General features: G+C 57.5%; 18 protein-coding genes. 5 read left to right on the top strand and 13 right to left on the bottom strand.

The genetic code is table 11. The features are described from left to right. Window positions 1–29: 29 nt before the first annotated feature. The 3 genes from ACX1DW_RS21370 to ACX1DW_RS21360 are packed head-to-tail and all read right to left on the bottom strand — an operon-like array spanning window position 30 to window position 1,176. Complete coding sequence (locus tag ACX1DW_RS21370) at window positions 30–404, bottom strand: hypothetical protein (RefSeq protein WP_080585104.1); 375 nt, start codon at window positions 402–404, stop codon at window positions 30–32. Between the two features lie 53 nt (window positions 405–457). After that, window positions 458–772, bottom strand: a complete 315-nt coding sequence (locus ACX1DW_RS21365; RefSeq protein WP_041016061.1) for a hypothetical protein — start codon at window positions 770–772, stop codon at window positions 458–460. Then, entirely contained in the window at window positions 772–1,176 is a 405-nt protein-coding gene (locus ACX1DW_RS21360; RefSeq protein ID WP_017246334.1) for a DUF6957 family protein, read from the bottom strand. Before ACX1DW_RS21360 ends, ACX1DW_RS21365 begins: the two co-directional genes overlap by 1 nt. A 916-nt stretch (window positions 1,177–2,092) precedes the next feature. On the opposite strand from ACX1DW_RS21360, the gene ACX1DW_RS21355 reads away from it, so the two are divergent. Then, window positions 2,093–2,344: a PIN domain-containing protein gene (locus ACX1DW_RS21355; protein WP_026006656.1), complete on the top strand. Its 252-nt coding sequence runs from the start codon at window positions 2,093–2,095 to the stop codon at window positions 2,342–2,344. 95 nt (window positions 2,345–2,439) lie between these two features. Next, on the top strand, window positions 2,440–3,135 hold the full coding sequence (locus ACX1DW_RS21350; RefSeq protein ID WP_458992350.1) for an HAD family hydrolase: 696 nt from the start codon (window positions 2,440–2,442) through the stop codon (window positions 3,133–3,135). A 397-nt stretch (window positions 3,136–3,532) separates the two neighbouring features. On the opposite strand, the gene ACX1DW_RS21345 is transcribed toward ACX1DW_RS21350, so the two are convergent. The 6 genes from ACX1DW_RS21345 to ACX1DW_RS21320 all read right to left on the bottom strand — a co-directional run bounded on the left by ACX1DW_RS21345 (window position 3,533) and on the right by ACX1DW_RS21320 (window position 7,059). Next, entirely contained in the window at window positions 3,533–4,561 is a 1,029-nt protein-coding gene (locus ACX1DW_RS21345; protein WP_458992349.1) for a phage integrase, read from the bottom strand. After that, window positions 4,558–5,838 (bottom strand): hypothetical protein, encoded by a 1,281-nt coding sequence (locus tag ACX1DW_RS21340; protein ID WP_458992348.1) that lies wholly within the window; start codon window positions 5,836–5,838, stop codon window positions 4,558–4,560. Before ACX1DW_RS21340 ends, ACX1DW_RS21345 begins: the two co-directional genes overlap by 4 nt. Window positions 5,839–5,907: 69 nt before the next feature. Then, complete coding sequence (locus ACX1DW_RS21335) at window positions 5,908–6,285, bottom strand: hypothetical protein (RefSeq protein WP_458992347.1); 378 nt, start codon at window positions 6,283–6,285, stop codon at window positions 5,908–5,910. Window positions 6,286–6,297: 12 nt separating this feature from the next. Next, a complete protein-coding gene (locus tag ACX1DW_RS21330; RefSeq protein ID WP_192475648.1) occupies window positions 6,298–6,687 on the bottom strand; it encodes a hypothetical protein in 390 nt (129 codons plus the stop codon). Next, the gene (locus ACX1DW_RS21325; RefSeq protein ID WP_110778465.1) at window positions 6,680–6,895 is read right to left on the bottom strand and encodes a hypothetical protein; all 216 of its coding nucleotides are present in this window, start codon (window positions 6,893–6,895) and stop codon (window positions 6,680–6,682) included. Before ACX1DW_RS21325 ends, ACX1DW_RS21330 begins: the two co-directional genes overlap by 8 nt. Next, window positions 6,892–7,059 (bottom strand): DNA-binding protein, encoded by a 168-nt coding sequence (locus ACX1DW_RS21320; protein ID WP_174214577.1) that lies wholly within the window; start codon window positions 7,057–7,059, stop codon window positions 6,892–6,894. The genes ACX1DW_RS21325 and ACX1DW_RS21320 overlap by 4 nt, the downstream gene beginning before the upstream one ends. 530 nt (window positions 7,060–7,589) lie before the next feature. On the opposite strand from ACX1DW_RS21320, the gene ACX1DW_RS21315 reads away from it, so the two are divergent. After that, the gene (locus ACX1DW_RS21315) at window positions 7,590–10,409 is read left to right on the top strand and encodes an HD domain-containing protein (RefSeq protein ID WP_458992346.1); all 2,820 of its coding nucleotides are present in this window, start codon (window positions 7,590–7,592) and stop codon (window positions 10,407–10,409) included. 452 nt (window positions 10,410–10,861) lie between these two features. Here ACX1DW_RS21315 and ACX1DW_RS21310 read toward each other — a convergent pair whose 3' ends face one another. Beyond that, a complete protein-coding gene (locus tag ACX1DW_RS21310) occupies window positions 10,862–11,317 on the bottom strand; it encodes an NUDIX hydrolase (protein ID WP_133455696.1) in 456 nt (151 codons plus the stop codon). A 271-nt stretch (window positions 11,318–11,588) separates the two neighbouring features. On the opposite strand from ACX1DW_RS21310, the gene ACX1DW_RS21305 reads away from it, so the two are divergent. Next, a complete protein-coding gene (locus ACX1DW_RS21305; RefSeq protein WP_020306042.1) occupies window positions 11,589–12,203 on the top strand; it encodes a LysE family translocator in 615 nt (204 codons plus the stop codon). Window positions 12,204–12,369: 166 nt separating this feature from the next. Beyond that, window positions 12,370–14,589: a hybrid sensor histidine kinase/response regulator gene (locus ACX1DW_RS21300; RefSeq protein WP_458992345.1), complete on the top strand. Its 2,220-nt coding sequence runs from the start codon at window positions 12,370–12,372 to the stop codon at window positions 14,587–14,589. Between the two features lie 66 nt (window positions 14,590–14,655). On the opposite strand, the gene malK is transcribed toward ACX1DW_RS21300, so the two are convergent. The 3 genes from malK to ACX1DW_RS21285 form a co-directional block, all read right to left on the bottom strand. Next, window positions 14,656–15,771: a maltose/maltodextrin ABC transporter ATP-binding protein MalK gene (malK, locus tag ACX1DW_RS21295; RefSeq protein ID WP_110775990.1), complete on the bottom strand. Its 1,116-nt coding sequence runs from the start codon at window positions 15,769–15,771 to the stop codon at window positions 14,656–14,658. Window positions 15,772–15,848: 77 nt separating this feature from the next. Further along, window positions 15,849–17,477 carry an alpha-glucosidase gene (locus tag ACX1DW_RS21290; protein WP_458992344.1) on the bottom strand — a complete coding sequence of 543 codons (1,629 nt, stop codon included), beginning with the start codon at window positions 17,475–17,477 and terminating at the stop codon, window positions 15,849–15,851. Between the two features lie 147 nt (window positions 17,478–17,624). After that, on the bottom strand, window positions 17,625–18,173 hold the full coding sequence (locus ACX1DW_RS21285; protein ID WP_458992343.1) for a sugar O-acetyltransferase: 549 nt from the start codon (window positions 18,171–18,173) through the stop codon (window positions 17,625–17,627). Window positions 18,174–18,278 lie beyond the last annotated feature (105 nt).

Below are 18,278 nucleotides of genomic sequence, written 5' to 3'. Positions count from 1 at the left end.
AGTTTTATAGTAGTGACACGAGAAACGGATCACTGAATCGTTACTGGGGTTGCGTGTATGCCTTTTGCCCTCTGTGCCAACAGCCAATCCAGTGACAGGCGCCCGCCGTCTTCTTTGAAAGTCACAATAACGTACAAGCTGCCCGTGGCGGTAAACAGCGCCCAAAATCCGCCTTGCTGATGAGCTTTCAGTACATCCGAGGTACGAACCCGGTGACCGTCCTGGAACCTTCCATACACATCCGCCCGCACGTGACGATGAACCACGCCGATACAACAGCCTGAGATTAAATAAGCGTCAGTGAGATACGCCGTAACTTCCCTACCAAAAGACATACCCATTGCTCGCAACAACGCGTCAGATACATCACGTGCTTGGTCGATACTTCGTTTAGTTGAACTCATCGTGTCAGCACCCAAATTCGGATCAAAACTCTTTGCCTACCCCCCAATAACGGCTAGCTGTCCAACCAATAATCGTCTCGAGCAATACGCCCAAACTTGTAGTCTTCATGCTGCGGGGCTTCGCCAAACAAATGATGTATGCGTCGCTCCTGTCGCAAATACGCCAAGGTCATGAAGAAGCAGGTTTCACACATCCGTACGCGATAACGCTCACCGTCATGTCGCGCGCCGTATCCCCAGTGCGCTTGCAGCACACCGAACTGTTCGCCGTACCCAGGCACTCGCATGGAGGTACCACAGACGTCGCAAGGCACATCGGGGTGTCGGTTGTCTGGTACGTCCATGCCCGCCAATATCTGACTACGCATCAAAAAATCTTCAACACAGTAGTGAGCTCGGCGCTTTTGCGAGCCCCTGGGCCAGCAAGCACATATCGCGTATTGCGCGTTCTGAAAATGCACCCATCGGCAAACTCAATCAGTTGTGTTGTACGCACCCAGTCACCCTCTTGGAAACGGTTGGCACTGTCGTACAACACGCGCCCGGCATACACCATCGCGGGCTGTTGCCCGGACGCCTGTAACGTTTCTCGTATCGCGTCAGGCACGATGAGATCGATCCAGATCCAGTCACGCACAACACAGAAAGGCACCTCGTCATGCAACGCAGCCGCTGAACCACGCGCGCACGCCTCTGCTAACGACATCTCGATACCGGGCATTACCTCACCCGGGGCGTATAACAAATGAGATACTTTCTTTAAATCGTCCATACCGTCTCTCTATCTGAGCCATAGATGTCTAAAGGCAGAATCTGGGCAAAACGTCCCTGCCTTGACAAACCTACCAAGTATGAAAAGCTTGTTTCCCAATGAGCGTCAGTTCTGACTTTTAATATATGGTCTGAGTCTAAAAGGCGAGCAGCGCAACCCCATCAACCTCCATTATTAAACCAAGTACTTTATTCATCGATGCAAGCCTATGGCGTCGCTCAATACGCTCAGTATTGGACAAAAAACAGCAACCTGAAACCTATGCAATAAAATAATCCAGCTCCAACGACTGCTCGTCAAGCACTTTTAGAAAAGAAAAAGCCAACCACTGACAATCGGTATTTTTAATACGTATATATTGACAAGGATTGCCAGAACACATGCACCAGAAGAGCAAGAAGATAATCCTTATCGGACTTACCCTGGGCGCGGTCAATGACTATTTGAGATCAAGACATCTCCACGGACGATGCGAGGCTGATCCAACCGGCTCGGAGTCGTCTTTTCGAATTTTGAAATTTCGCACCGTTGGTAATCACCACAAGCGAGGCGCGTCTGTGACGCGGAAGGGTACCGCGACTCCTCGCGACTGCTTAAAATACAAACGAAAGCGGATGATCTGAGTAATTTGTAGCGAGGGGAAGGTTCGAGAAAGTCTGCGTACGCTGAGATCTGCTCACTAACACCTAGCTACCTATCTAGTGCACGCACGAAGCGCGCCACGCGTCGAGCTGTACGGCGAGGCCACAAAATGATGGAAATTATGGCTCAGCAATAATTATGGCTGAGCCATAATTCCATATAACCGCAGCGTCACGGAAAAACCGCAATTGTTTACAGCCTGCAATTGACCATGACAGCTGCCCCTCCAATGAGGGGATAGACTAAGTGGGTTAGCTAACTCGGGGCTGTGGAGATGATCGAGGATCGCGCCAATGAGCTGTTCATCAGCGCCGCTAGCATCTGGGAAATCGGCCAAAACGCGATGGGCAAAGCAAGCTTTCAGTTCGATTCAGGAGTACTAAGAAGGTCTCTTCTGGACGGCGACTACAAGGAGCTGTCCGTGACCAGCCGACACGCCATTACGGCTGCGGCCTCGCCTCTCCTTCACAGCGCCCATTTGATCGGATGCTCATCGGACAAGCAGCTTCGGAAGGCTTCATCCTAGTAACCAATAATCATGCTACAGCGAAGTATTCGGGGCCAATCAAGCACGTCGGTTGAATGCGCCAGCCTTCATACCCTGTCGTAACGGGATGTCTAATGACCATACAAGCCGTCATTTTTGATGCTTTCGGGACACTGATAAAGATTCAAGATGGGTCGCATCCGTACCGACAGTTGATGAAGATCGGAAAGGCGCATGGGCGGCGCCCCCGCCCGGACGACGCGTCTTTCCTGATGAAATCTGCGATAACGTTGACGCAAGCCGCAGCGCATTTGGGGATCACTGCAAGCCCTGAACAATTGAGCACTCTGGAAACTGTCCTGGCAGAAGAGATCGCAGCCGTTGAGGCATATCCTGACGGGCTCGAAGCGGTGAAACTGCTCCAAGAGCAAGGCATTCGAATCGGTGTTTGCTCGAATTTGGCTTTCCCGTACCGGCAAGCCGTCCTGCGTTGCTACCCCATGCTAGACGCATATGCGTTTAGCTGTGATTTAGGCGTAATGAAGCCCGAACCCACCATCTACAGTTGGATTTGCGATCAGCTTGGGGCGTCCCCGACCGCATCGTGGATGATCGGTGACTCCCAACGTTGCGACCGAGATGGGCCAACGGCAGTAGGCATCCGAGGCTTTTTTGTTGACCGAAACAGCACCAACGGTGACTGCCCTGAATTAGTTACGTTCGCTCGTAAGGTATTGGCAACCGCGCGTCGAGCGAGCGATGTCAGCCCCATCCATTTTCGCACCTCGCGATTGAAACCTGGAATCACACCAGGCAATCCTGCTCCATGAACCTCGAACCGCAGTCAAAATAAGACCGTAAATTGAGTTGAGGTGATTATGATCGGGTGCCAACGGGAACACCTTAGAAACCCAAGGCGCCTCCCTAGATCATTGGTAACTTCAAACTCAGGAGCGTTTGGCTTCAACGCAGCCTAAACCCAACCGACTGCGGGCAGCTCTACTCGCCAACGCACGCAAAGCCACTCTCACAGATAGGTGAATGCGATGCTTGACAAGGCTCGAAAGGTTCATATACTCGCGCTCACTGTGAGCAATCCAACAAATCAAGGTTTCTTGCATAATGCGCTGAAGCCTTGATTTGGCCGGGATATTGAAGTTTGGGATTCAAATCCCCCCGGCTCCACCAATTAAAGCAAACATAAACCCCTGATTTTCCTAGCGAATTTCAGGGGTTTTGTGTTTTCAGGGGCCTCGACTGTCCCGAAAGTGTCACACCTGCCAACGGGCTAAGTCTTACCGCCTCAGCCAAATGCTCCGGTGCCAAGTGCGCATAGCGCATAGTCATGGCCAAGCTGGAGTGGCCCAGGATTTTCTGTAGCGTGAGGATGTTCCCGCCCTTCTGCATGAAGTGGCTGGCGAACGTGTGTCGGAGAGCGTGACTAGCCTGCCCTTTCGGCAGCACGATGCCCGACCGGCTCAACGCTCGGCGGAAGGACGTTATAGCGCCGGTGAACTGGCCGTAACGCTTCCAGTGATCACGAATGAATGCCTCCAGCTCGGCTGGGATCGGCACGGTTCGCACCTTGCTGGATTTGGTCTTGCTGTACGTGACAGCACCATTGCGCAGCCTGGACGGCGTGAGCCCTTCCGCTTCCGACCATCGAGCACCAGTAGCCAGACAGAGCAGCACGATAGGTTCGACATGCGGGTTGTCGCAGCCTTCACGAATGGCGGTCAGCAGCTCGGCTATCTGTTCCTGGGTCAGCCAGGACAGTTCCCGTTCTTCAATCCGGTAGGGCTTCATCAACTCCAGCGGGTTCGCATAGTCGATCTGGCCCAAGCCGCGCAGCTCATTGAACACCGCCCGGATGTATCCGAGTTCGTTGTTCAGCGTTTTGGGTGTGATACCAGCTTCCGCCCGCAAACGGCGATCATGAGCGTAGGTGGCCGGGTCGAGCTTCATCGCGATGGGGTCACGTAGACGCACGCAGAGGGCATCGAGCTTGGCCTTTCTGCGCTCGCCATCTTTGAGCATATGTCCGTGCAGATCGAACCACAGGCCAACCAACTCAGATAGTCGGCGACGATCCTTGGCCTTTGGATTCCAGGCAGCGTCAGCCGCTTTGTTGGCGATGATGTACTGCTCGTAGCGCTGGGCTTCTGCCTTCGTCGTGAACAGCTTGCGAAACCGCTGGCCACGGATAGGTTGAACATCTGCCAGCCAACGACCATCAGGGCGCTTCTTGACCGTCATACCGCCCTGCCCCACCTCACATGGCGTTCCTGCAGCAGATCCTTGATGTGCTTGTAGAGATCCCGCTCGGTCATGTCCTTGGCGGCATAGTGATCGCGGATGACCGGCCAGCAATCCCATTGCTTCAGGGTCTCGAATGCTTTCTTAGCGCCCACTCGCTCCCTTGCCAGCAGGCTTACGAAGTTTCCCAGGAACAGTTCCACGTTCTTCCCCGAGAAGCCCCGGCTCGTCTTGTAGTAGCGCTTGTATTCCGTCTCATCGACCAGGGAGTCCACTGGCAGATCAACCCGTGCGTCTTCACGCAACAGCGTCCAGATGGGTTCGAAGTAGCCGGGCCGGGCGAGCAGCTTGAATTGACTCATGCCGTAGCGCCACAGGCCTTCCAGATGGGCCGAGAAGGCGGCAAAGGAGTCTGTATCGATGGCTTGCCCCGTCTTCACGTCTGTCGAGCCGCTGGCGAACTGCTGGATGACGGAGTGGTGATAACGCAGCTCGACGCGCCACACGTCCTGGGTCGGATCGTAGTTGTCGGGATCTTTGGCATCGAACGAATCCCGGCGACGCCAGACGCTTTCCCAGTAGTCGAGCTTGTCATGGGCGCGGGCTTGCAGCGTCTTGTTGTAGATCCCGAGCTGTACGCCACCGGCTGAGCCGAACAGGAAGGACTGGCCTTTGCCGTAGGTGGCCGCTTCCATGGTCCACTGGATCTCCTTGATGCCCGAGATATCGCGGTTGGCACGTGCGCGGCAGTGCATGCGGGCGGTCAGGTCAGCCGGCGGCGTCCAGCCTTGCAGATCCAACGCGAGGTGCACGGCACACTGGTTGCGCTCCCGATGGGTCATCACGGCTGCAGCGTAGTAGTCCATCCGCTCTTGCAGGCGCTCAGGCGACAGCGCATCGATGGCGTGCGGTGACACCTCGATTTTCAAGTGTGGGCCGATCTGTTCGAGCTTGGCGTTGAAGTTCTTGATCAGCAGCACGAACCCGAGATCGGCGTTTTGCAGCTTGTACTGGTAGCCAGAGTCCCGGCCCACTCGCCCCGAGTGCCAGATCTCCCCGGCAAACTCGACCATCGCGCCCGGCTTCTCGAACAGCGCCATGATCTCGGGGCGGATCAGCCCGCGGTACAGCTGACGGACCGTATCGACGCCGCAGCGCAGCAGACGGACCTTGGACAGATCGACGAACGCTGCCGTGCTGGGATCGACGAACAGACGCCCGTTGCGATCTTCACGGGCAAGCATGTCTAGACGGAGAAAATCTTTTGGCTTGGACATTTGGTTTTACTTCCTAATGCTGACTAATGCGGTAGTTCATCTGGGTTTATCTGACGTGCTACAGGGACGTCAGCGCGGGGGCGCGCGCACGCCGGCACAGGCGACGCGCTCGCTACGCTCGGCGTAGAACTGTGCTGCCGTGCGCGCGTTCATTAGCTGCCATGCAGTAACGGCGTCGATGAAGAACTCGATTGGATCTTCCACACAGGGTTGATCCTGGGTGAATGGCGGGAGGTAGGGACGATCAGGCGGCGGCATGCCGGCCAAGGCGATGCAGAGGACGAGGCTGGCCAGCCCGAGAAGCAGGTGCGGAAGGCAGAAATTGGCGCGGCGCGCGAGGACGAATAACACCAAGGGCGCTGCCCTTGTCATCCCGCTCTTGCCGCCGAGGGCTCGGGAGCGTGGGGTGGTGAAGCTACCCCACACTCCCAGCGATAGGCTGTTCATGGTCGTGCAGGGTCAAGGGTGCGCTGCGCCCGTGCTTCCGTTCGACGGGACGGTGAAGCTGTCCCGACGAGCCGGGAGCGCGGCCCTTGACCTTGCAGAGTTAGGAAGGGCGACGCGGTCCAGTACGTTGCCGGAACCACGCCGGTCGCGGTGCCGCATCACCCTGATGGTGCAGATATCGGAGAAGTAGACTTCGTTCGGGTGGTCGAGCTGGCTGGAGACGTTCAGCCCCATGAAATAAGCCAGATCACAGACCCCTTCCATCGGCAAGACAACACCCAGGATGTGCATGCACTGCCAGAAGGATTCAGGTTCTTCGTCCCAGCGCAGCTCCACCAGAACGGTTTGGCCGACATAGGTCAGCGCAGTTTGCGCATCGAGTGCGAGGCGTTGGCTAGACATGGCTGTAGTCTCCCGCTTGAAACTCGGTTTTGCCCTTGAGCAGGTCGTCACGCAGACGGGCCAGATTGACCATGCGAAAGTCCGCCAGCTTCATGCTCGGGATGGCGCCGGAGTCAGCCCAGTTAATGGCCTCCTCAACCGTTACGCCGCTCATTTCGGCAAAGGTCTTGATGCTGCACAGGTCGAGGCTGTCGTCTGCCTTGCTCATAGCGTCCACTCCTGTTCGAGAAGCTGCTGATGCAGCAGGGCCACGTTGACCATTGTGCGCTTGCCCACCTTCTGCGAAGGCAGGTAGCCACGTTCCAACCAGGTGCGTACCACGATGGGTTCGTCGCCCATGCCGATCCACTCGGCGAATCTTGGCCAAGGCATCAGTGGTGGAGCACCATGCAGCTTCTGGGAGTCGATCCCTTCTGGTGGTAGCATTCCTGCGATCTCCGCTTTGTTCTGCTTTATCCAGCATTAAGTGCATTACAAATAGTGCAAGGCACGAACAAGAATATAGGCTAGCCTTCACATAGAAACCACCACTATGTGCAAGCTTTTTTAGACGTTTTCGGAATGATAAGAGAGAGATTGATATCCGTTTGGGACAGCCAAGGACTATCGGCTCCTAAGCTCGAAAAGCTGACGGGTATCGACCGAAGCAGCTGGTATCACCTGCGAAACGGCAAGAGACGTGCAAACGAAGAGGACATAGAGGCCATCGTAAAGATGTTCCCTCAATATGCTTTTTGGATTGCGAGCGGGCAGATAGCCCCGGAGATCGGCCAGACCAGCCCGGCCTATGACGAGGCCAACCGAAACTTGAGCCAACCGAACGCGGGATAGCGAGCACACAAGAAGTAGCTAGACGCTGGCACGCCCAAGTACAGGAATAAGTTTATAAGGGACTATGAAGTATGAAGTTAGTTAGCCTTGAAAAAGAATTTGCCAAAGCTTGCAGCAAGCACCCGAATCTTAAACTTCTTGAGTCTCAGTGGCGCTTTGATAAAGAGCTAATTTCAAAAGCCCTACAAAACATCAGCGCAATATTTCCGCACTATAGCAGGCATGATGCCTCACACTCCAAACAAATAATAGTCAACATAGAGCGACTCCTAGGGAACCGGATAAAACACCTCACCGCTACCGACATGTGGCTAATTTTAGAGGCCGCATATAACCATGATATAGGAATGGTTATAACTCACAAACAAATACAAGACTTAGACACACCTGAGTTCTCTGCTTTTATTAAAGAAATCGCATTACATTCCGAACACAGCCTTAACCTCTTCGCAATTGATTGGTTGGAAAGTAAAGCTAACTTACCGATCGGTTCGAACTCCCATGCATTCTTAAACAAATATATCCAGCTCATAGCCGAGTGGTATAGAAAGAAGCACCCCGAAAATTCCGCAAAAATAATAAGAAACCCTTACGCAGAAATCGGATTGGACTCTCCAAGAAACGAGCTCTTGCCCAGCCGACTATTTGATTGCCTCGCATCAATATGTAATGCGCATGGAGAAAGCTTCGAAGAGACCCTAAGACTTCCTTTCGCAGAAGCTGGCATGGCCACTGAAGATTGCCACCCAAGATATATTGCCTTCTTGCTTCGCTTAGGCGACCTACTGGACATAGATGACAATCGCTTTTGCCCTGTCATGATGCGAATGAGCGGGGCTCAATTACCGGTTGAGAGTCATGCCCACTACGAGAAGCATCGTAGCATTAAGCATTTCCGACTAGATCCTGACAGGATTGAAATCGAAGTAGTCTGCCCCACACCTAGCTCTTATGAACAAGCGTACCAATGGTTCAAATGGTTAGAAGAGGAGCATCACAAGCTTTCGCAGAACTGGAACATAATAGTCCCGCATAAGAAGCTCGGCCCTCTAGCGACATTATCAGCGCCACAGGTTTTGATTGAAAAGCCTTTCCTAACAATTGAGAATGGGAAAAGACCAAGATTCAAAGTAAACGAAGACGCAACACTTAAACTTTTAAGAAGCGTCGGACTATACAGCAAAAAATCCGAAAGCATCCGAGAGATTCTACAAAACGCAGTCGACTCAACCTTACTGGCAATATGGATCAAACACAAAGAAACAATAAAGATTCTAAATCCAGCAAAAGAAGAACTGCACGCAATTTATCAAAAATACCCAATAGAAACCAAACTAACCCAAGATATTGAAGAGCCTGACGTATTCTGGTTAACCGTCAAAGATGCGGGTACTGGCATAAGCGAAAACGATCTTCGATACATGCTCGAAGCAGGAAGCTCGCCAAAAAACAAATGGAAATCCGGCCTAATACAAGATATGCCAGTCTGGTACAGGCCATCTGGAAACTTCGGCATTGGCCTACAAAGCATATACCTTCTCTCTGATCATTTTTCCATAACAACAAAAAGCATACACACCAACGAGGCACTGGAAGTAACGTTTTCATCATCAGACAATAAATCCGTAGTAATTAAACGCATAGCTCCAGAAAGCACTGACTTTGGTGCAAGCATAAAAATTAAAATTCGAATGTCGGGCTTTCCCGAAACCATTCGTTTCCCGGACGGTGTCTATGCAAGCGCGCAAATGGAAAAGCTGCTCGAGTATGACTTCACCCGCGAAGGCTCGAACTTAAGAGGCTATGAGGAGTTATCGATACTAGCTGCCATTTATGAATTCAGCGAAGGAAGCCCTATAAAAATTAGTGCAAAAGGGGCACTTATAGACACTTGCAGAGAAAATCCGTTTTTTTCAGATCGCGAAAATCTCTTACTCTACAACCTCAAATTCGGACAAAACCGCAGCCATATCGATACTTTATTTAGAGGGCAGCGCTTCAACGACTTAACATCAAGAAATGAACTCATATCGGGCACCGTAGATTTCTATGGCTATCAAGCTATAGATTTTCTTTCTTACAATAGAGAGAAAATCCTAACATCAGCCAAAAGACCTGCAACTGAGAGTTTAGAAATGGCAGTCATTGAATACATCGAAGACCGCTTTGACTCACTACCTGATAGCGAACAAGCCTTCGCAGCTGCCTATCACTTTCTTCACTGCACCGAGCAAGAAGTCAAATATCCTGCAGCGCTAATGGACTTTCCCGTACTAATCGACGGAGGAACCACTCGCAGATTAGGAGAAGTGCTGGATGACATAAAAAATCAAACCATAGAAGAAATAGATAAAAGAGACATCAACAGCAACATCCCCACCCCACAAAACACCAAAACACTAATACTGAATCAAAGAGCAAATAGCTCAACACCAAGACTCATAAAACTACTAGCAACTAAAGACGGAATGTTCTGGCAGGAAAGTCATGGATACACTTCTTCATATAAAAAATCCATATGGAGTAAAGACGACATCCAGCCAGTAAGCAATGAAATACTTGCCAGCATCCTAACAGGCAGCAAATTCAGTTTTGAAGTAGGCAGCAGAAGTCTTTTTCCTTCCTGGGGTAAGTATCGAGATCTGGAGATAGAGATCGAGGCGGGCATTCCATGGGCCCGCCTCTATTGGAAAGATGACTTTAACAACAACCACCTAGTACTTCCATGTCTATTTAGATTGGATAACAACGCTCTCATAGAAGCTGATGACACACTTATCAACTGGGCCTATGCACGTCGAAAAAACAAAAACATCCAAATAGAGAAGTATAAAAATCTTTATTCCGAGCTAGCCGAGCATCTTAGAAAAATACAAAACGGCAATGCATAAATACTAAAACAGTAGATCCACACCGGGAGTAGAGTGCGCCAAAATCACTGCCTAACACTACGAAAAATGCGGGTAGACATGAGGCACAAAGCTAGAAAAGCGGTAGTTAGCTGAAAATTCTGCCTTCCGGGAGAGGTTGGATTACCTAAGTCAGTAGATGCGCCCCAAAAGTGTCACAGAGAAAGCAGAGCTATGCAGGCCAATGCCGCAACCCACCAGCAGCCAAACCAGCAAAGCCTGACTATGCAGAGCATTGCAAGCGTGACCGTATGGGTTCAAATCCCCCCGGCAAACAAGCCCCGAGAATCTCAAGACTTTCGGGCTTTTTCTTTGTGATGTCGGAAGATGGCCGCGGGTCCTGGCAAGCATGTCTTGCACGTTTTCCTGGGCAACGGTATTTCGGTGGCGCCGCGGAATCGCCCATTGCCGGCAGTCAGAAGAACACAGCCCGGTCAGCCGTTGCGTTGACGCTCCCGCAGAATGGCACCGAGAAGTTCAGGCAACCACTCAGGCTTGAACGAAGATGGCGCCTCATCCTGCATCTCGCGCAGGCTCCACCACTTCCATTTCTGGATCGTGCTCTGCTCTTCTTCGGTCCATTTTGCAGCGAACACGCTAGTGTTCGCCGGGCACTCTACGAGGAAGTACTTTTCCAACCAACGCGCCGGCGTCGAGCGTGCCACGGCATAGATCTCGTCTCGTTCCTTTAGCAGCTTGCCGATTGGACGAGTAAGGCCGGTCTCTTCATACAGCTCTCTTGCAGCTGCGTCGGTGTAGCTTTCGCCCGGCTTCAGTTCGCCGCCAGCGGTCGCCCAGAACGGCGGTTGGTGTTCGTCCTTGTAGAAAAAAAGCAGCAGCCGCCCATCGGCATCCGCTATGACCAGTCGAGAGCACCTCCTGACTTCCATTGTTACCTCGCAGCAAATTGGCACGTTGTGGCGTAGGTGACCCAGAGGTCCGGATAAGCGCGGGAGCGCTTCGCGGAACGCGCAGAATGGCGTGGCGCTCGGACTGGCCCGCCCCAACCCGTAGACACGCAACAGCCGCCGACCTCCGGGCAGTGCTGTTTCAATGCCTCTCCACCCCGTCCATACGCAGTTCGATCAGCGCCAGGCCTGGGCAGCTTCGATGAATGCTCTATGCTGGTTCATTCCAGCCGCCCCGTAGCAAGGAGTCCCCATGCCCAGCCTCGAATACCTGATTACCTGCCTGGTCGTCGTGCTGATACCTGGCGCGGGTGTGATCTACACGGTATCGACGGCACTGGTGCATGGGCGTCGCGCTGGCATCCTGGCCGCGCTGGCCTGTACGCTCGGGATTCTGCCGCATCTGTTGGCGACCATTCTTGGCGTCGCCGCCATCCTGCATTCCAGTGCGCTGGTTTTCGAGACGCTGCGCTATGCCGGTGCCGCGTACCTGCTCTATCTCGCTTACGCGACCTGGCGCGATCGTTCCGCGCTGGCGGTGGGTGGCGATGGCTCGACACTCGACATTCGATCGCTGGTTGCCAAGGCGCTGCTGGTCAATCTGCTGAACCCGAAGCTGACCATCTTCTTCCTGGCCTTCCTGCCGCAGTTCGTCCGGCCCGGCGCCGGTGACGAGCTTGCGCAACTGCTCGGGCTCAGCGCGACCTTTATGCTGATGACCTTTGTCATCTTTGCCATCTACGGCTTGCTGGCCCATGCTTTTCGCAAGGCGGTCGTCGAGTCGCAGCAGGTTCAGGCCTGGCTCCGTCGCGGGTTTGCGGCGTCCTTTGCCGGACTCGGTGCAAACCTCGCGCTGGCCGACCGATGAACGCCCGGGGCGGCTAAAGCCGACCGAGTACAGCAGTCCGAAACCCTGGGCCAGCGCCTCGATCGTCGGCGATGAGGCCGGCCCGCGCTTCTAATGCGTGACCTGAGTTATGCTGCGGCACGCCCAGCGCTCCAAGCGTTGCGCTTCCATCAGGAACCCTTGCGCCGTGTCGATTCGCTCCCGTCTGGTTTGGCTGGTCATTGCCGTTATAGCCCCGGCATTCGCGTTTGCGCTGTATGGCACCTATGCGGTCTATCGTGCGCAATCGGCGCAAGTCGATCAGGGCATGAAGGAAGTTTCGCGAGCCGTCGCGCTGGCCGTCGATCGCGAGCTGAGTCGGTATGCCACCATCGTCTCGACGCTCGCGGCGTCCCCAACGATCGTCAAAGGTGACGTGCGGACCTTCCACGAGCGCCTTCAGCAGACCGAACATGCGGTGGGCGCCAGCGTGGTGATTTACGATCCGCAAGGCACCCCCTTGGCTGACACGGATCATCCGTTTGGCGCACCCCTGCCAAGCCTGCCGGACTTTCGAACCTTCATAACCACCACGCAGGCCGACGTCAGCCCGGCGTTCCGCGACCCGGTGACGGGGGCGCAGAGCATCGCTATCCGCCACCCGGTGATCCGCGGCGGCGAGGTCGTTTACTACCTGACCATGGACTTTCCGGTTGCAGGCATCGGTGCGCTGTTGGCGCAACAAGCGCTGCCGGAGAAGTGGCTCGGCGTCATCCTGGATCAGGACCACACCGTCGTGGCACGCACACGTGAACCCGACAAACACGTAGGCCGGCATGCCAGTGCCGATTTCGTCAGTCAGCTGGACGCCTCGTCAGGCGTCGATGGGAAAGTGCAGTCCGTCACTCGCGACGACGTGCCGGTGACGACCTTCTTCAGCCAGGCACCAGCGTCCGGTTGGACGGCGTTGATCGCCATTCCGCGCGATGATTTGCTGGCCAGCGCGCTCGCGCCGCTGGGCACTGTCGTGCCGGGCATTCTGGTCGTTCTGGCGTTGGCGATCATACTGGCGATTGCCGTCGGTCGAACCATCACGCGACCGCTGGCGCAGCTCGATGACGCCGCCAGCGCCCTGGCGCGAGGCGAGGTGTTCGATCCGACCAACACCGGAATGAATGAAACCGACCGAACCGCGCAGGTGATGGCCCAGGCCAGCGTGACGATCCACCGCTCCAGCCAAGAGATGGCCCGCAGGGTCAAGGATGCGGTTGCACAGGCCGAGCGCTCGCACCAGGCGCTGCTGCAGGGGCAGAAGCTCGAAGCACTGGGCAACCTGACGGCGGGCATCTCCCACGAGTTCAACAACCTGCTGCAAAGCATGACCATGGGCCTGCAGCTGGCCGAAATGCTGACCTCGCACCCGCGCGCCAAGCGTGCCATCGAGGGCTGCCAGCGCTCCGCGAACCGCGCTACGCGGCTGACACGACATCTGATGACCTTCAGCAGAAGCCGCACCGCCGACGCCGAGCAGGTCGACCTGCGCCTGTTGATCCTGGGCATGCACGAGCTGCTCACCGGTGCCCTTCCCAATCGCGTGACGCTGACGCTGGAGCTGCCAGAAGGGGCGTGGCCGGCGGTACTCGATCCGGTGCAATGCGAGCTGGCCATCCTCAACCTTGCGATCAACGCCCGTGATGCGATGCCGGAAGGCGGCCCGCTGGTCATTGCCCTGCATAAGCTCACCCTGGTGCAGGACAATCCGTTCGGCCTGGTGCCGGGGGCCTATCTGTGCGTGGATGTGGAGGATTCCGGCTGCGGCATGAGCCCGGACGTCCAGGCACACGTGTTCGAACCGTTCTTCACCACCAAGCCGGTCGGCGAAGGGACGGGGCTGGGTCTGGCCCAGGTCTATGGTTTCGTCCGCCAGTCCGGCGGGACGGTGTCGCTCCAGAGCGAGGTCGGCAAGGGAACCCGTGTCTCCCTGCTGCTGCCGCGCAGGGAACACGACGCCGCCGCCGCGCTAGAGGATCAGCAAGTATCCGTGCGCGCCGGGCGCCCGGCGCGGGTGCTGGTGGTCGATGATGACGCCGAGGTGCGCGAGGCGATGGTCGCGATGCTCGACGAGCTGGGCTACCAGGTCGACGAAGCGCCCTCGGCGGATGACGCGCTGGCGAGGCTGGCCGACCGGCGTCAGCCGGCCATCGACATCCTGCTGTCGGACGTGGTCATGCCTGGCCGGCTGGACGGTGTCGGGCTCGCCGAAGAAGTGCAGCGGCTGTACCCAACGATTCCAGTCGTCCTGGCGACCGGCTACACCACGCGGCTCGCGGCTGCGTCAGCGTTTCGCGTGCTGGCGAAACCGTTCAGCCACCAGGCCCTCGCCGAGGCCCTCTCGGAAATCCTCGACTCGAACACGCCCGAGCCATAAGCGTCCGCCCAAGGTGCTGTGATTCCGCCGGTTCCTCTGCTTGCCGTCGGAATCACTCAGACGCACTCAGCCGTAGATCGCCGGCTCCCGATAGTGCCGAGTGCACGCCTCGCCGTTCTCGCGGAACAGGTGGCACTTGTCGGCCTTGAGGCCAGCGGCAAAGGTCTCGCCCTCGGTGACGCGCAGGTTGCCGTCGACGCAGAGGGTGATGACGTCCTGCAGACGCTCGAGGGTGAGGTAGAGCAGGTTGTACTGGCCCAGCCGCTCGGCGACGGCGATCTGGCCGTGGAAGGTGAAGTCGGCTTCTTCCGGCATGACGAAGTGCTCGGGGCGGATGCCGAGGGTGAGCGGGTCGCCTGGGCTGACGTCGCTGCCGTCCACCGGCAGGGTCAGTGGGTAGCCGCTGGGCAGTTCGATGGTGACCGCCTCGGGGCTGGCGGAAATGGCGCGCACCTCGACGAAGTTCATCTGCGGCGAGCCGAGGAAGCCGGCGACGAAGCGGTTCTTCGGGTAGTGATAAAGGTGCAGCGGCTGGCCGACCTGGGCGATCTCGCCGGCGTTGAGCACGACGATCTTGTCGGCCAGGGTCATGGCTTCGACCTGGTCGTGGGTCACGTAGATCATGGTGGAGCGGATGCGCTGGTGCAGGCGGGCGATCTCGATGCGCATCTGCACGCGGAGGAAGGCATCGAGGTTCGACAACGGTTCGTCGAACAGGAAAACCTTCGGCTCGCGGACCATGGTGCGGCCGATGGCGACGCGCTGGCGCTGGCCACCGGAAAGATCCTTGGGCTTGCGTTCGAGCAGCTTGTCCAGCTGCAGGATCGCCGCGGCCGCCTCGACGCGGCGCGCGATCTCGCGCTTGTCGACGCTGGCGAGCTTGAGGCCGAAGGCCATGTTCTCCGCTACCGTCATGTGCGGGTAGAGCGCATAGGACTGGAACACCATGCCCACCGAACGATCCTTCGGCGGCAGGTCGTTGACGCGCTGGTCGCCGATCAGCAGATCGCCCGAAGTGATGTCCTCCAGCCCGGCGATCAATCGCAGCAGCGTGGACTTGCCGCAGCCGGACGGGCCGACGAAGACGACGAACTCACCGTCTTCGATATCCAGGTCGATATGCCGGGTGATCGGCGTACCGTCATAACTCTTGCAGATGTCGCGCAGCGTGACACTGGCCATCGTTGTTGTTCTCCGTTGCTGCGATGCACTCGTTTCGATGGCAGCGGCGGGTCATGCCCACCGCTGCCGGCACGCCGTCAATCCGCGAGCCGCACATAGCCGAAGCCATGCGCCGGCAGCCGCGCCCAATGACCGTCGTACTCGGCGAAGCTCGCCGGCACGTCCACCAGCGGCACCGCTTGCGCCGGCAACTCGTAGCTGCGCGGCAGGTCGCCGAGGTTGAACAGGCAGAGCCAGGCTTCCCCGCCCAGCCGGCGCTCGAACACCAGCAGGGCGTCGTCATGGTAGACCATGCGGATGTCGCCCTCGATCAGCAGGGGCTGCTCGCGCCGCCAGCCGAGGAAGCGCCGGTAGCAGTTGAGCATCGAATGCGGGTCGGCATCCTGCGCGGCCACCGATAGCGAGCGGTGCGAATCATCCACCGGCAACCACGGCTGGCTGCCGGTAAAGCCGGCGTGATGTGCCTCGCTCTGCCACGGCATCGGCGTGCGGCAACCGTCGCGGCCCTTGAATTCCGGCCAGAAGGTGATGCCGTACGGATCGACCAGATCCTCGTAGCGCAGTTCCGCTTCCGGCAGCCCCAACTCCTCGCCCTGATAGAGGCAGACGCTGCCACGCAGGGACAGCAGCAGCGCCATCAGCAGCCGGCCGCGTTCTGGGTCGGGCCGACCATTGAGGGCCCAGCGGGTCATCACCCGCACGACGTCGTGGTTGCCCATGGACCAGCACGACCAGCCATCGGCCAGTTCGCGCTCGATGCCCTCCACCGTGCGGCGGATGTATTCCGGGCTGCACTGTTCGGTCAGCAGGTCGAAGGAATAGGCCATGTGCAGGGTGTCGCCGCCGCTGGTGTAGGCGGCCATAGTGCGCAGCGATTCGTCGCAGCCGATCTCGGCCACCGAGGAGGCACCGGGATAGCGCTGCAGCAAGGCACGCAGACGGCGGAGGAATTCCAGATTTTCCGGCCGCGTCTTGTCGTAGATATGCCGCTGGTAGGCGTAGGGGTTGTCGATGCGTACGCCGATGCTGCCCTCGCGGATCTCCGTGTTCGGCGGGTTGTCGCGCAGTTCGGCGTCGTGGAAGTAGAAGTTCGCGGCATCCAGGCGGAACCCGTCCACGCCGAGCTTGAGCCAGAACTCCATGTCATCGAGCAACTGATCCTGCACGGCCGGGCAGTGGAAATTCAGGTCCGGCTGGCTGGACAGGAAGTTGTGCAGGTAGTACTGCCGGCGCCGGCTGTCCCAGCTCCAGGCCGGGCCACCGAACACCGAGAGCCAGTTGTTCGGTACGCTGCCGTCGGGCTTGGGATCGGCCCAGACGTACCAGTCGGCCTTGTCGTTGTCGCGACTGGAGCGGCTCTCCGCGAACCAGGGGTGCTGGTCCGAGGAATGGTTGAGCACCTGGTCGATCAGCACGCGCATGCCGCGCTCGTGGCAGGCCTCGACCAGGCGGACGAAGTCGTCCAGAGTGCCGAACAGCGGGTCGACGCCACGGTAGTCGGCCACGTCGTAGCCGAAATCCTTCATCGGCGAGGTGAAGAAGGGCGACAGCCAGATGGCGTCGACGTTGAGGCTGGCGATGTAGTCCAGCTTGTGCAGCACGCCGGGCAGGTCGCCCACGCCATCGCCGTTGCTGTCGAAGAAGCTGCGCGGGTAGACCTGATAGATCACCCCGCCGCGCCACCAGTTCTGAAGTTGCTCGGACATACCACGTACCTTGAGTGAGCGTGAAGACGGGGCCACTCTAGGTGCGGCAAGCGGTCGCAACATCCTCCGGCGGCGGGCAGGCGCAGGCGTAACAGGCGGGCGTAGCTGGCCTGCCGAGCGAGGGCGTAGAGCGGCCCAGCGAGCCGGTCAGCGCACCCGCGCCGGGTTGCCGACCACGGTGGCGCCGGCCGGCACGTCGCGGGTGACCACGCTGCCGGCACCGATCACCGCATCGTCGCCCACCGTCACACCCGGGAGGATGATCGCCCCGCCACCGACCCAGACGTTGCGACCGATATGGATCGGCCGACCGAACTCCACGCCCGAACGACGCGCCTCGGGGTCACGCGGATGGTCGGCGGTGTAGAGCTGCACCGCCGGCCCGATCTGCGCACCGGCGCCGATGTGCACCTCGACCACATCGAGAATCACGCAGTTGAAATTGAGAAAGGCGCCTTCGCCCAGGTGGATGTTGTAGCCGTAGTCGCAGTGGAACGGCGGACGGATCACCGCGCCGGCACCGACCGAGGCCAGCCGCTCGGCCAGCAGCGCCCGGCGCTCGTCCGGTGAGGCTGCCAGCGCTGCGTTGTAGCGCACCATCCAGGCCTTGGCCGCGGTCTGATCGGCGAGGATCTCCGGGTCGCCTGGGTGGTACAGCTCGCCCGCCAGCATCTTCTGTTTCTCGCTCATCGCCATGGCAACGCCTCCTTCGCTGAAAGCCCGAGGGTGCCACAGCGCCCGCCGCGCCTTCCTCCTCCCTGACGGCCGCGAGCGGATGAGATGATCGACGGTCGCGCCTTC

This window comes from Stutzerimonas sp. KH-1 (assembly GCF_054483855.1).
This window is presented reverse-complemented; position numbering and strand designations above follow the sequence as displayed.

What these genes read in the sequence shown, in the direction of transcription:
- ACX1DW_RS21285 (WP_458992343.1), bottom strand. Translation starts at nt 18,173, where the DNA reads ATGGCGATGAGCGAGAAACAGAAGATGCTGGCGGGCGAGCTGTACCAC.
- ACX1DW_RS21290 (WP_458992344.1), bottom strand. Translation starts at nt 17,477, where the DNA reads ATGTCCGAGCAACTTCAGAACTGGTGGCGCGGCGGGGTGATCTATCAG.
- ACX1DW_RS21360 (WP_017246334.1), bottom strand. Translation starts at nt 1,176, where the DNA reads ATGGACGATTTAAAGAAAGTATCTCATTTGTTATACGCCCCGGGTGAG.
- ACX1DW_RS21330 (WP_192475648.1), bottom strand. Translation starts at nt 6,687, where the DNA reads ATGTCTAGCCAACGCCTCGCACTCGATGCGCAAACTGCGCTGACCTAT.
- ACX1DW_RS21350 (WP_458992350.1), top strand. Translation starts at nt 2,440, where the DNA reads ATGACCATACAAGCCGTCATTTTTGATGCTTTCGGGACACTGATAAAG.
- ACX1DW_RS21325 (WP_110778465.1), bottom strand. Translation starts at nt 6,895, where the DNA reads ATGAGCAAGGCAGACGACAGCCTCGACCTGTGCAGCATCAAGACCTTT.
- ACX1DW_RS21340 (WP_458992348.1), bottom strand. Translation starts at nt 5,838, where the DNA reads ATGTCCAAGCCAAAAGATTTTCTCCGTCTAGACATGCTTGCCCGTGAA.
- ACX1DW_RS21305 (WP_020306042.1), top strand. Translation starts at nt 11,589, where the DNA reads ATGCCCAGCCTCGAATACCTGATTACCTGCCTGGTCGTCGTGCTGATA.
- ACX1DW_RS21310 (WP_133455696.1), bottom strand. Translation starts at nt 11,317, where the DNA reads ATGGAAGTCAGGAGGTGCTCTCGACTGGTCATAGCGGATGCCGATGGG.
- ACX1DW_RS21315 (WP_458992346.1), top strand. Translation starts at nt 7,590, where the DNA reads ATGAAGTTAGTTAGCCTTGAAAAAGAATTTGCCAAAGCTTGCAGCAAG.
- ACX1DW_RS21335 (WP_458992347.1), bottom strand. Translation starts at nt 6,285, where the DNA reads ATGAACAGCCTATCGCTGGGAGTGTGGGGTAGCTTCACCACCCCACGC.
- ACX1DW_RS21345 (WP_458992349.1), bottom strand. Translation starts at nt 4,561, where the DNA reads ATGACGGTCAAGAAGCGCCCTGATGGTCGTTGGCTGGCAGATGTTCAA.
- ACX1DW_RS21365 (WP_041016061.1), bottom strand. Translation starts at nt 772, where the DNA reads ATGCGTAGTCAGATATTGGCGGGCATGGACGTACCAGACAACCGACAC.
- malK (WP_110775990.1), bottom strand. Translation starts at nt 15,771, where the DNA reads ATGGCCAGTGTCACGCTGCGCGACATCTGCAAGAGTTATGACGGTACG.
- ACX1DW_RS21320 (WP_174214577.1), bottom strand. Translation starts at nt 7,059, where the DNA reads ATGCCTTGGCCAAGATTCGCCGAGTGGATCGGCATGGGCGACGAACCC.
- ACX1DW_RS21370 (WP_080585104.1), bottom strand. Translation starts at nt 404, where the DNA reads ATGAGTTCAACTAAACGAAGTATCGACCAAGCACGTGATGTATCTGAC.
- ACX1DW_RS21355 (WP_026006656.1), top strand. Translation starts at nt 2,093, where the DNA reads ATGATCGAGGATCGCGCCAATGAGCTGTTCATCAGCGCCGCTAGCATC.